This is a genomic window from Acinetobacter sp. YH12128 (genome assembly GCF_013418655.1).
Taxonomy (GTDB): domain Bacteria; phylum Pseudomonadota; class Gammaproteobacteria; order Pseudomonadales; family Moraxellaceae; genus Acinetobacter; species Acinetobacter amyesii.
Genome location: NZ_VPBO01000028.1, coordinates 1 through 12460 on the forward strand (window position 1 = coordinate 1; position 12460 = coordinate 12460).

General features: G+C 39.3%; 10 protein-coding genes and 1 pseudogene. 10 read left to right on the forward strand and 1 reads right to left on the reverse strand.

The annotated features are described in order from the left end of the window. Positions 1 to 125: 125 nt before the first annotated feature. The 5 genes and pseudogenes from FTU64_RS13770 to FTU64_RS13790 form a co-directional block, all read left to right on the forward strand. Positions 126 to 431, forward strand: a pseudogene (locus FTU64_RS13770) (hypothetical protein); the annotation flags it as partial. Then, on the forward strand, positions 431 to 1981 hold the full coding sequence (locus FTU64_RS13775; protein WP_180060055.1) for a GH3 auxin-responsive promoter family protein: 1551 nt from the start codon (positions 431 to 433) through the stop codon (positions 1979 to 1981). The pseudogene FTU64_RS13770 and the gene FTU64_RS13775, both read left to right, overlap by 1 nt. Before the next feature lies 1 nt (position 1982). Further along, positions 1983 to 3149, forward strand: coding sequence for a GNAT family N-acetyltransferase (locus FTU64_RS13780; protein WP_180060057.1), 1167 nt, complete (start codon positions 1983 to 1985; stop codon positions 3147 to 3149). 128 nt (positions 3150 to 3277) lie between these two features. Beyond that, the gene (locus FTU64_RS13785) at positions 3278 to 4579 is read left to right on the forward strand and encodes a DUF945 family protein (protein ID WP_180060059.1); all 1302 of its coding nucleotides are present in this window, start codon (positions 3278 to 3280) and stop codon (positions 4577 to 4579) included. Between the two features lie 497 nt (positions 4580 to 5076). Next, entirely contained in the window at positions 5077 to 5235 is a 159-nt protein-coding gene (locus FTU64_RS13790) for a hypothetical protein (RefSeq protein ID WP_162689727.1), read from the forward strand. 41 nt (positions 5236 to 5276) lie between these two features. Here FTU64_RS13790 and rlmKL read toward each other — a convergent pair whose 3' ends face one another. Then, positions 5277 to 7481 (reverse strand): bifunctional 23S rRNA (guanine(2069)-N(7))-methyltransferase RlmK/23S rRNA (guanine(2445)-N(2))-methyltransferase RlmL, encoded by a 2205-nt coding sequence (gene rlmKL, locus FTU64_RS13795; protein WP_180060061.1) that lies wholly within the window; start codon positions 7479 to 7481, stop codon positions 5277 to 5279. Positions 7482 to 7702: 221 nt separating this feature from the next. On the opposite strand from rlmKL, the gene FTU64_RS13800 reads away from it, so the two are divergent. From FTU64_RS13800 to FTU64_RS13820, 5 genes are all read left to right on the forward strand, one after another. Then, positions 7703 to 8059 (forward strand): hypothetical protein, encoded by a 357-nt coding sequence (locus FTU64_RS13800; RefSeq protein ID WP_180010389.1) that lies wholly within the window; start codon positions 7703 to 7705, stop codon positions 8057 to 8059. Positions 8060 to 8428: 369 nt separating this feature from the next. Beyond that, entirely contained in the window at positions 8429 to 9445 is a 1017-nt protein-coding gene (locus FTU64_RS13805; RefSeq protein WP_180060063.1) for an aspartate carbamoyltransferase catalytic subunit, read from the forward strand. A gap of 10 nt (positions 9446 to 9455) precedes the next feature. Continuing rightward, the gene (locus tag FTU64_RS13810) at positions 9456 to 10691 is read left to right on the forward strand and encodes a dihydroorotase (RefSeq protein ID WP_180060065.1); all 1236 of its coding nucleotides are present in this window, start codon (positions 9456 to 9458) and stop codon (positions 10689 to 10691) included. Positions 10692 to 10807: 116 nt separating this feature from the next. Next, positions 10808 to 11518, forward strand: a complete 711-nt coding sequence (locus FTU64_RS13815; RefSeq protein WP_180060066.1) for a hypothetical protein — start codon at positions 10808 to 10810, stop codon at positions 11516 to 11518. 15 nt (positions 11519 to 11533) lie between these two features. After that, positions 11534 to 12436: a lysozyme inhibitor LprI family protein gene (locus FTU64_RS13820; protein WP_257222266.1), complete on the forward strand. Its 903-nt coding sequence runs from the start codon at positions 11534 to 11536 to the stop codon at positions 12434 to 12436. Positions 12437 to 12460: the final 24 nt, after the last annotated feature.

Sequence of the window (12460 nt, forward strand, 5' to 3'; positions counted from 1 at the left end):
AGCAAGTAACTTGGACCAGTGTTGATCATTTAGCATTGTTCGAGGCATAGCGAGTGTAAAATTGGGTTTGGCGATTTAATTTTACTATCTCGCTATTTTTTTAATCAACAAATGTCAACAGACCCTATAACCATGAAACAGGTTTGCTAAATTTTGGCGAAGACTACCAGCCACTCAAAGCAGATGTTGCGCCTATCACCCATGAGATGCGCGAAAACAATACCAAGATTGCTTTTTTTGAAGATAAGAACCCAACGTGGGTCGATGGAACTGAACTTCCATGCATTGGTGAATTACGTTGGAGCGATTTATACCGTTATGTAAATCGATTCTTAACCAAGACCACCAGTGTGAGTAAACATGACAGCAAGTTACGTTATAAGTCACGTACATTGCATATTGCGACAGGTTCAGACTCGAAGGTGGCCTAATGGGATTGCTTCTCACCACAGCACATCAAGTCTTGAATATTGCCTGCCGTAAAGCATTTCAACGCTATACACAGCAGGCACATCAGTTGGAAAATGTGCAACGTAAAAAATTAAGTCATTTTTTAAAGCAGCACATTTCGCAAAATTTAAGTTATGAGCAATTTGCCAAAAAATATCCGCTTTCGCGTTATAGCAATTGGAAAAGCCAAATTGAACAATCCAGACAAAGTGGCAAAAATTGTTTAGGGCCTGAAAAAATTGTCCGATTTCAACCGACCAGTGGGTCGAGTGAAGCAATTAAATTCATTCCTTATACTCAGGCTTTTTTAGATGAGCTAGATGAAGCTATTGGGTTATGGCTCACCAATCTATACCGAACTCATCCACAACTGAAAAACTCAACGCATTATTGGTCGGTTTCATGGTTGCCTGAAAGCCAGCGAAAGCTTTTAGAAAATAGTAATTTGAATGATGATAGTGCGCTGCTTAATCTGTCGAAGCGAGTGCTGAGTAAAATTACCCAGTCGGTACCGACTGAAATTGCGATGGCGAATTCAGCCGAAGATGCCATGTTTGCAACCGCAGTGTATCTCGTTGCAGATAAGCATTTAGGCATGATTTCGGTATGGAGTCCTACATTTGCTTTGCAATTGTTGGATATCATTCAAGAACATCAAGCTGAAATTGTGCAGGTCTTGAAAACTGGACAATGGCAACGTGAGGGTTTGAGTTTTCTGCAAGTTCCTAAATCTTGTCAACAATGCTATCGCTTACAAGACTTGGATTTGACCCAAGCAACGGCGTGGAAAAAACTGTGGCCTAAACTCAGTCTGGTTTCGAGTTGGGATACTGCGAACGCAGAGCAGTGGGCAGTACAACTCCAGCAACGAATTGCAGGTGTGGCATTTGAAGGTAAAGGTTTATGGGCAACTGAAGGCGTAGTGACGATTCCATTTGCAGAGCGTTTTACCTTAAGTTATCAGTCACATTTTTATGAATTTATTTTGCAAGACAGCCAAAAAGTGGTGCCATCTTGGCAACTGAAAATAGGCGATATCGTTAGTCCTGTGATTACTACAGGTTCAGGATTAATTCGTTATGTGATTGATGATGAATTAGAAGTCACCGACTTTTATCAGCAAGTGCCATGTTTTAAATTTTTAGGTCGAAAAATGACGGTTGATTTGGTCGGAGAAAAGCTCGACCACAATGCAGCAGTTAAAGTCCTTGCAGAGTTTAAACAAGCGGATTATTTGCCGATTAGTATCTTGGGTATTGAACAATGTTCGGTTAAAAAACCACACTATATTTTACTCAGTGAAGGCAATGTAGATAAACAACCATCCGCTCAAGCACTAGACCGTTTGCTTAAACATAATTTTCATTATGAATTGGCACGCGATCTAGGGCAGTTGGATGAACCTGAAGTGGTACATGTACAAGATGCTTGGGACTACTACAAAACACTAGCCATGAACAATGGCATGATTGAAGGGAATATTAAGCCTGAGCCGCTTAAGAAAATGAAAACAAAAATAATTGAGTATTGAGATGGATATCGATGTGTTAGATGCACCGTTCGACGAAACGGCGTTATATCATTCAAAGAATGAGACTAAGTTTGCGGTTCGAAATGCGACTGTCGAAGATGATGAGCAACTAATGAAAATTAGTGCAGAGACTATGCCAAGCAATGGCATCACATTATCTTATGCGCGTCACCCCAGTTATTTTGATGCCAGCCACGCACAGTATAATCGTCCAGATTTAAAAGTGGTTGTCCCTGTGGAAGATCCATCTATCGTGATTGCGATGATGAATTTGGGATGGCGTTATTGTTATATCAATGGTCAGCCTGACCTGATGCGTTATGTCGCCGATTTAAGAATGAATCCAGCGTATCGTGGTGCTAAAGTCATGCGCTTATTGATGGACTATCTCCATGATGAAATACCACAAGACACGATTTTTGAAAGTGTGGTTTTAAACGACAATATTGTCGCTGCCAGTATTTTACATCATGAAAGATCTGGATTTCCGCTGCCATATTTTTATGATGAAATTCGAACCTTTACCGTTTCACAGGCAGTGAAACCAAAAACTTTCAATCAATATCAATTTAAAACGCTGACTGCTGAACGTGTAGATGAAGCAAATGATTTCATTTTAAAAATGAAAGACCATTATAATTTTTTACCTAGCTATGATTTTAATGCGTTGGTTGATGGTCAAAATCCATTTTGGGCAGGCTTAAATCTGGACGATTTTTATTTGATTTATGATCAGCACAATCAGTTGGTTGGACTCTATGGATTATGGAATCAAAAGAGTTTTAAACAAACCCGCGTAATCGACTATTCGCGTTCATTAAAGTTGATGAAGCCGTTTTATAATGCCTATGCCAGTGTGCGTGGTGTTTTATCACTGCCAAAAATTCATGGAACCTTTGATTATTTAATGTTGCATAGTCCGCTATGTCATCCTGAACATCTGGACGTATTTGCAAGTTTGATTTTTCATGCAAAACAGCAGACAAAGCAACGTGGTAAAGAAACCTATTGTATTACTTTGGCAGAGAAGGACCCACGTATTGAGTGGATGAAAAATACGACCTCACATGTGTTAAAAGCCAAGCACTATTTTCATAGTTTTAAAGCCAATCCATACGCTGCTTTTGATCGTAAACGTATTAGTTATTTTGAAGTTGGGCGTATATAGAGGAAGTGATAACGATCAAAAAATCAATTAAAACTGCCAAATCAATCATTTAAAATCATTCTAATTGTGTACTTATGTAACTGAGTTCTTCAGTATACTGCGCAAAGAATAATCAGAATGAGAAAGACATGTCGAAGTTGATGTGGGGAATTGGCAGTTTAGCGGTGCTTTCAGCAGCAGTGGTGGGAGGGAATTTATATGCAGATAAATCTCTTGCCCAATTTTATACACAGAATAATTGGTCCGCAGCTGTACAAGATGTTGATGTAAAGTACAGCAATTATCAAATGGGCTTGATGGGTGGAACAGTCGATTGGGTATTAACCCTGAAAACAGACCCGTGTAAACCGAAAGAAGTGATCGTGTTGAAGGGTACAGATCAGATTCAACGTGGGTTGAAAGGCTATAATATCAACTCGAATTTTAAGATTGTTCAACAACAAAGTACGTCCGAATATGCCAAGCTTTTTGGCACGGACTTAACGGCAAAAACGTTGGTCAATTGGATTGGTCAAAGTAAAACAGATTTACAGATTCCTGCATTTAAAACGACTGCACAAGGTGCAACAGTACAAGCTGATGCAAGCCAATTGCAAATTCGGATCAGTAGTTTACCGGGGCAAGTCACTAAGGTATCTGAGCTTTCAATCCATTTACCTGTGGTTCGGTTGAGTGAAGGTCCAATGCAAACCATGGTGAAAAATTTTTCGATGAAGACCAATCAAGGTCTAAATCAGAAAAATCTTGAAAATGGCTTTGTTGAAATCCAAGCGGGTTCTATCAAACGTTTAGATCAAAAGTTCTCAGGCGGCATGCGTGGTATGCAACTGCGTTGGGAGACCGAACTAAATAAACATGATGTGGACTTTGAAGGCTACTTAAAAGCTGATGAGATGGATTTCCCAGGTTCACCAGTCACCAAAGATTTCGCACTAAATTTGGCATTACATAAAGTCAATCTAGATAAAGTTCGTGCATTTAGTGAACTTTTGCATCAGGTGGAAAATTCATGCGATGCAGTGAGTGAATCAAGTGAAGAAATGACTCAAGCTTTCTTAGCTATCGCAAGCCAAGGTTTTGATTTTGAGTCTAAAGATAACTCGATCAGTATTGGTGGAGGTAAAGCCTCTGCAAATGTCGTGGGGAAAGTCATGCCGGGTCACCATGCTTCAATGGAGTCTTTTATTAAAATGGTGCCGAGCTTACTGGATTTTCAAGCAGACTTAAGTTTTGATAAAAATATGATGACTGCAATCATGAATAACTTTTTGCAATTACAGGGCAAAAGTTTGTCAGGACAGGAAGCTGAAGCCATGTTTGCTGGTTTTGAAACATCAGGGCAAGGCAAGCGCGATGGCGATAACATGGTCATGAGTATGCAATATAAGTTCGGTCAAAAGCTTTTTGGTCAAGCCATACAAAAGAAATAAGCAACCAGTAGTGAGTAGTTAAGTTTAAAAAATATAAAACCGTCATAGATTGGCGGTTTTGTATTTTTGGCTACAGAATTATGATTTTCAGTTTATCGGAACACAGCGGCCTAGCCATTGTTGAACAGTTGAAAAGTTGCTAGCGTCAATGGGCAACTAGCCAATGAAAACAACAATAGGAAAAACACCATGTCACACGATTATTTTTTTAGACGGAAACTTGTTCATTCATCCATGCCTAAATGTTCTTGGGTAAAACACAGTCTTATTAGTAGCATTTTTCTGATCGCTGTTCAGTCTACAGCTTTTGCGGGTACTTCAATTTCAGATCAACGCTTGTCGAATGAAACGCAAGGGAAAAAAAGTTTAGTGAAGAAACCTTAGATATTATTGAGAGTGAAGCAGCTAAACCCAAAGAAGTGCAGCAGAAAAATTCAAATCATAAATCTAATCGTAATAATAAGATCATTCAAGAGACGCAGCTTGAAGGCTCAACCATGAGTGATTATTTGCTTCAAAAGAAAAGGGCAGCGGATCAGGTCGGGTTAATACAATCTCCTGAAGTTGCACCGATTAACCGTATTGTGCTGCAAGAGCGACATGAAAATATTCGAGTAACGTATCCAGATGGAGTCGTGGTTGAAATGAAGCACTGACGTGCTTCATTTCATAGATCAGGAATTTCTAAAGTCAAACCTTAGATTTGTGGATGAGTGATTTTCCATGCACGGTGAATTTTGGTATTACGTTTAAAGTCTAGGCCAATGGTTTCATTGCTGATTTCTTCAACGTCAAACATTGCCATGATCACATCGTCCATCTCAAAACCACGGTAGTTGTTTGAGAAGTAAAGCGTTCCGTCAGTGGTTAAACGGTTCATGGCACGTTTAAGCAAAGACATATGGTCGCGTTGGACATCAAACGTACCATAGAACTTTTTAGAGTTAGAGAATGTTGGTGGGTCAATAAAGATCAGGTCATATTGCTCGTGACCTTCTTTCAACCATTCAAAACAGTCGCTAGAGAAGAACTGATGTTGTTCATCTGCATGATCTACTGTCAAACCATTCAGTACAAAGTTCTCTTTAGACCAGTTTAGGTAGGTATTTGACAAATCGACACTGGTCGTACTTGCTGCACCGCCAAGCGCTGCATGTAAGCTCGCTGTAGAGGTATAGCTATATAAGTTCAGGAAGTGTTTACCTTTGGCTTCTTTGGCAATACGTAGACGCATTTGACGATGGTCAAGGAACAAACCTGTATCGAGGTAGTCTGTTAAGTTCACCAAAATCTTTGCTTTGCCTTCTTGAACGATAAAACGTTTAGACGCAGTACTTTGTTTGGTGTACTGATTTTTACCTTCTTGGCGGACACGTGTTTTAATGAAAATCGCATCACGACCTAAGCCGGTCACTGCACGAATCGCTTGCAGTGCTAAGTTAAAGCGTTTTTTGGCTTTTTCTGGGTCAATTTTTTTCGGTGGTGCATATTCTTGTACGTGTAAACGATCACCATACAAATCGACCGCGACATTAAAGTCTGGCAAATCGGCATCATATAAACGTAAGCAGAAAATATTTTCTTTGACTGCCCATTTTTTAAGATTCTGCATGTTTTTTTGCAGACGGTTAGTAAAGTCTTCTGCACCTTCAATTTTTTCAAATTGTTGAGGTTCCCAATGCTCGAGGAAAGGCTTTTGAACTGCTGCAGGTTTGACTGTACCAAAACGGACGTAAATTGGGAGCTTACCATTCATCAAACGCAAAATTTGTGGATCATTAAAGGCAAGGACATCGGCCTGTTCAACTTGTGCTGCAATAATCGCAGCAGACTGATTCGGAAAGTTTTTTTGTAATAATGCTGATAGACCTAAATACAGTGCGCGGTTAGAGGCTTTATCACCTAAACGCTCGCCGTATGGAGGGTTGGTGACAACAAAGCTTTTCTTACCCGTCGCTTGGAAATCTGGCCAGTCCGCAAGTGTACGTTCTTCAATTTTAATTTGATCAAGTACAGATTCGAAACCTGCAGCGATAATATTTTGTTTGGTTGCTTTTACTGCTTCCCAGTCTGCATCAAATGCATAGAATTGTGGGAGAGGATTTTCAAGTGCAGCTTTATGACGCTCAGCCGCTTCGCCTTTGATCGACATCCAAAGTTCATGGTCATGACCATTCCAACCATTAAAACCAAAACGACGAACAAGGCCTGGCGCGCGGTCTGTCAAAATCATTAAAGATTCAATGATAAAGGTCCCTGAACCACACATTGGGTCCAAGATAATATCGGGTTGATGTTGTTTAAGTTTTGCTTTCTGTAAGATGGCAGCCGCTAGGTTTTCTTTAATCGGTGCATCTGTCATATAGCGACGGTAGCCGCGTTTATGCAGAGAATCACCTGATAAATCTAAGCAATAAGTATGTTCAGTTTTGCCAGCTAATACATACAACGTTATTTCAGGTTGCTTAATGTCAATGCTTGGACGTTTGCCCACAGCTTCCATAAAGGAATCGACCACACCATCTTTGACACGTAAAGTTGCGAACTGAGAATTGACTTTAATGTCACGTTCGATGTGTAAACGAACGGCAAATGTACTTTGTGGTGCAAAAATAAGTGACCAGTCAAAGTTTATTGCACCTTCATAGAGCTCTTCCGCTACATCACGTGCATCATGCGTGAACTCTAATTCATGTGTATGAATTGGAGTGAGTACACGAGAAGCCAAACGTGACCACATGCAAATACGGTATGCATCTTCAAGTGTGCCTTTGAATACAAGACGACCCGGGAACTGTTCAATATTTTGAACACCTAAACCTTCAATTTCCTCGCGGAGTAAGGTTTCCAGTCCATCTGCACAGGTAACCCAATATGTAGAAAGACGCGGTTTCGAATTCATGTAAATTTCCAAAGGCAAAAAAGCAATCGCATATTTTAACGTATTTTCGTGGATTTGGGCGGACGATATTGCGCTGAAACGGGAGAAATATCGGTAGATTTGAATGACTTTACCAAATTTATTCTGCGTACATTGTGAGAAATATCACTTAATGGTACAAAAATTGCTATAACCCTGATCAAAATTCGATCTTTATAATATTGATATCATTAGGGGTATTTATGACAGGGCTGGCAATCAATAGTCAATCAAACGCATTTTCAATTGCAACTTTAATCTATGCGCGCTTACGTCGTGTGTCAGGTCGGGTTATTGACGCATTATATGTGGTTGAGAATGTCGAATACGCACGCTTTGTTTCTAACTTGGCTTTGGAAACGGCCGATCCTGAATTATCTCGTTTGGTTGCGCGGCTTTACAGCGAGTTGAATTTGCATGAAGCTGCAGTTTCAGCACAAGAAGAACCAATAGTTAGCTCAGTTCAATCTGAAACAGCAGAAATTTTAATGAGCGAACCGACTGCGGAAGATATCTATAAAGCACAGGTTGCACATCGTTATATTGGCGCATTGCGTTAATTCAATCCCGCTGTGAGCAGCAGCATAAATTTCCTGCTGCACACCGCCTGAAGTATCAACCATCTTTCCATGTTTCAAGAGCTGTTGAACTGTGCAGAAGGCGGTTGTTCATAGCTGAACTTTATCTGTTTGAAAGTATTCAATTCAATCAAAAATAAGGACAGATAGAAGTCCTGTTTGAAGGCTTTTTGAAAGGGGAAAGGTGAAGTTTAATTTAAACCGTTTAATTTATCTAATTGAAATGATAGATAGGAATTTGAAAATTCATTTTGAATAACATCATGCGTTTGCATTGAACGTTGAAAACTTCAACTGCCATTTGCCAAGATTCTCTGTATAATGCGTTAACTTAACGATAAGGAATCTCTCATGCACTTGGCGGCATTGCATACACCGAGCCAGATTCAACTCAACCAAGATGGTAACTTAAAACATTTCCTCACCATCGAAGGCCTTTCTAAAGAAACTCTCACAAAAATATTGGACACTGCACAGTCCTTTTTTAATGACCAAAATCAGCTAATTACCAATAACCTTTTAGAAGGTCGTACAGTGATGAACCTGTTTTTTGAAAATTCAACACGTACCCGTACCACTTTTGAAGCGGCAGCAAAACGTCTGTCTGCAAACGTATTGAACATTGATATTGCACGTTCAAGTACATCAAAAGGCGAGACACTGCGTGATACCTTGTGGAATTTAGAAGCGATGGCGACCGATATTTTTGTGGTTCGTCATTCATCGTCAGGCGCGCCGCACTTTATTGCCAAAGATGTTTGTCCGCATGTGGCAATCATCAATGCAGGCGATGGCCGTCATGCGCATCCTACGCAAGCCATGTTGGATATGTTGACGATTCGCCGTGAAACCAAAAAGAATTTTGAAGATATTTCCATTGCCATTATTGGTGATATTAAGCATTCTCGAGTTGCCCGCTCAGATGTCGCTGCATTGCAAACATTAGGCTGTAAAGATATTCGTGTCATTGCGCCAAATACTTTGCTGCCTTACGGTTTTGATGATTATGGCGAAGGCATTCGTCTGTTCAACAATATGGAAGACGGCATTCAAGACTGCGACGTGATTATTACTTTACGTATTCAAAACGAACGTATTGATTCTCCTGCGCTGTCATCTCAAGCCGAATTCTACAAAATGTATGGTTTGAATAAAGAGCGTCTGGCTTTGGCAAAACCAGATTGTATCGTGATGCATCCAGGGCCAATGAACCGCGGTGTTGAAATTGACTCAAGTATTGCTGATGGCCCACAGTCTGTGATTTTAAATCAGGTAACGAACGGTATTGCAGTGCGTATGGCAGTTTTGGCTTTAGCAATGCAAGGTCAATTAGAAGAGAAAGGTTTGTTAGAAGCGGTTGCGGGATAAGGTAGAAGTCATGACTATTGTAAAAATTGAAAATGTACGTGTCTTAGACCCGATTCAAAATACTGACAGCGTGCAAACGGTTTATGTTGAAAATGGTCAATTGGTTGGCGCGACAGACAATGTTGCTGAAACAATAAACGGCCAAGGTAAATGGTTAATGCCAACCATGGTTGACTTATGTGCACGCTTACGTGAACCAGGTCAGCAGCAACACGGTACGCTTAAATCAGAAGGTAAAGCTGCCGTTGAAAATGGTATTTTGCATGTATTTACACCACCAGATTCAAAGCCAATTGTGCAAGACAATGGCGCCCTTATTCATGGTTTAGTTGAAAAAGCCATGTTGGATGGTGGTATTTATTTACAAGTGATTGGTGCACAAACCCAAGGTTTGAAAGGACAACAACCTGCCAATATGGCGGGCTTGAAAAAAGGTGGTTGTACCGCAGTTTCAAATGCCAATGCCCCATTTGCCAATGATGATGTGGTGATTCGTACTTTAGAATATGCAGCTGGCGTCAATATGACGGTAGTGTTCTATGCTGAAGAGCACCAAATTGCGAAAGATGGCTGTGTGCATGAAGGCTTTATTGCATCTCGTCAAGGGTTGCCAATGATTCCAGCTTTGGCTGAAACAGTTGCGATTGCAAAATATCTATTAATGATTGAAGCAACAGGTGTACGTGCTCACTTTGGTTTATTGTCTTGTGGCGCGTCAGTTGAACTTATTAAAAATGCAAAAGCAAAAGGTTTACCAGTAACTTGTGATGTGGCTATGCATCAATTGCATTTAACGGATCAATTGATTGATGGCTTTAATTCATTGGCGCATGTGCGTCCGCCACTTCGTGATGAACAAGACAAAGCATTATTACGTCAAGGTGTAAAAGAAGGGGTGATTGATGCGATTTGTACGCATCATGAACCGCTTAGCAGTTCTGCCAAAATGGCGCCATTTGCTGAAACACAACCAGGCTTTACAGCATTTGATACCTATGTACCTTTTGGTATTCAACTGATTCAAGAAGGCATATTAAGCCCACTGGAATGGGTTGAGAAAGTTACACTCGCACCGGCAAAAGTGGCCAATATGCAACAGCGTTGGGCAGATGAAGCGGGCTGGGTGCTTGTCGATCCAGAGCTGGAGTGGACTATTAATAAAGACACGATTGTGTCAAATGGTAAGAACACACCATTAATTCAGCAAACGGTAAAAGGTAAAGTAGTTCACGCTTTCTTTAGATAAACAAAAAATGAGTAGAATTTAATTAAAAAAAGCTGGCAATAGTCAGCTTTTTTTAATTAAAAATGGTTAGTTTATGTAAATTTGTGTATATTTGATTCAAATAAATAGGGGGTAATATGTCGTTTTATAAAAATATTTTAGCAATTGGTGTGGTTGCAGTATGTGTAACAGGTTGTAAGGGTAATTTATTTTCTAAGCATATAGCATGTGATGACACAGAAGCTTTGCTGCTTGTTAATCAAGTTTTAAAAGATAACCTAACGAACCAATTAGAAAGTGAGCTTAAATCGCTAATTTCGGATGGCGCAATCAAAGATTTGGATCCTGCTAAATTAAAACTTTCAGCACAATCAATAAATTTTACTTTGATGGATAGTCGTACAGAATTTATTGATCCGAATAGTTCAAAGACGAATTGTTCAATTGATTTAGCAACAATTTTACCTTCCGATGTTGTGAAAAAATCAGATGAAGCCCGTGTTAAAGTAGATCGCTATTCAACTGAGAGTCAAGCTAATGACTTAGGTGTTGATTTTGATAATAATAAAATCAACTTAACTTTAGAATATACGCTCCAACCCTCAGACAAGGGCGATAAAATTTTTACACTAGTTAAGAACACAAATAATTTTAATACTTTGATTTCTGATACTTTAACTTATGCATTTTTAAAGCCTCAAATTGAGAAAAATCAAATTAAATTAAAAGAGGCTGAAACGAAGCAAGCAGTTAATGCAGCTTATGAGGCTAACTTGGCTGCGCAAGATGCAGCCGCGGCAGCAGCACAAGCAACTGTAGCAGAAACTGAATATTATTCAGAATATTAAGATGGTAAGATGAATATGAAATTTAAAATTATGTGTCTTGCGGTAGCATCTGTGTTTTTAACAGCTTGTGATAAAGTTTCATCAATTACTGGAACAACTGCCAAATGTGATAATGAAACTGCTAAAGAGCTTGTGGTTGAATCATTTAGTAAAGGTTTAAGCGATCTATCAAGTAATCGTATAAAAGAATTAATTGAGACGGAAAATATCACCATTGATATGGGTAAATTACGCAGTTCTTTGAAGCAAATTACTTTTCAAGTTACTGATGTTCGTACTAATAATTCGGATCCAAATAGTAAGAAAAGTTACTGTGCAACGGATTTTATTGTTAAATTACCAGAGCAAATGATTTTAGACGCAGATGCAGCAAGGGCTGTATACGAACAGAATAATGTTGCACAATCTGCTGTACTTTCGGATCTTAGTTTAGAACAAAATCAATTAAAAAAGGAAATTGAGTACTTAGTTCAACCAACTGATGATGGAAAAAAAGTATTTGTTACTTTGGAAAATTCCGATGCTTTAGTCCATTTTATTAGTGAAGTTGCTGTAGACTCTTTACTAAAGTCTGCAAGGCAAAATGCAGCCGAAGTAGCTAAACAAGAAGAAGTGAAACGTATTGCTGAACAAAATGCAGCAGTACAAGAATATCAAGAAGTAGTGTTAGCAGAAGCTAAGTCGAATTTAGATACAGCAAATGAGAACTTGAATTTAGTTTGGAATGCGACGACAAAAGAGGTTCGTGACCAATTACTTGCGGAACAAAAAATTTGGCTAAAAAAACGTGATTTAGAGTGTAAGTTAGAAAGTTCAAATACAGAAAATCCAGAGGTTTATCGTTTAAACTGTGAAACAAATATGACTGTGACACGAACTACTGAGTTGCGCCAAAAAATATATTATCTAGAACCTTAATTTCATACTAAAAAGTCAGCTTCG

Bases quoted from the DNA above. Each gene is read 5' to 3' on its own strand.
- FTU64_RS13775 (WP_180060055.1), top strand. From the start codon at position 431: ATGGGATTGCTTCTCACCACAGCACATCAAGTCTTGAATATTGCCTGC.
- FTU64_RS13780 (WP_180060057.1), top strand. From the start codon at position 1,983: ATGGATATCGATGTGTTAGATGCACCGTTCGACGAAACGGCGTTATAT.
- FTU64_RS13785 (WP_180060059.1), top strand. From the start codon at position 3,278: ATGTCGAAGTTGATGTGGGGAATTGGCAGTTTAGCGGTGCTTTCAGCA.
- FTU64_RS13790 (WP_162689727.1), top strand. From the start codon at position 5,077: ATGAGTGATTATTTGCTTCAAAAGAAAAGGGCAGCGGATCAGGTCGGG.
- rlmKL (WP_180060061.1), bottom strand. From the start codon at position 7,481: ATGAATTCGAAACCGCGTCTTTCTACATATTGGGTTACCTGTGCAGAT.
- FTU64_RS13800 (WP_180010389.1), top strand. From the start codon at position 7,703: ATGACAGGGCTGGCAATCAATAGTCAATCAAACGCATTTTCAATTGCA.
- FTU64_RS13805 (WP_180060063.1), top strand. From the start codon at position 8,429: ATGCACTTGGCGGCATTGCATACACCGAGCCAGATTCAACTCAACCAA.
- FTU64_RS13810 (WP_180060065.1), top strand. From the start codon at position 9,456: ATGACTATTGTAAAAATTGAAAATGTACGTGTCTTAGACCCGATTCAA.
- FTU64_RS13815 (WP_180060066.1), top strand. From the start codon at position 10,808: ATGTCGTTTTATAAAAATATTTTAGCAATTGGTGTGGTTGCAGTATGT.
- FTU64_RS13820 (WP_257222266.1), top strand. From the start codon at position 11,534: ATGAAATTTAAAATTATGTGTCTTGCGGTAGCATCTGTGTTTTTAACA.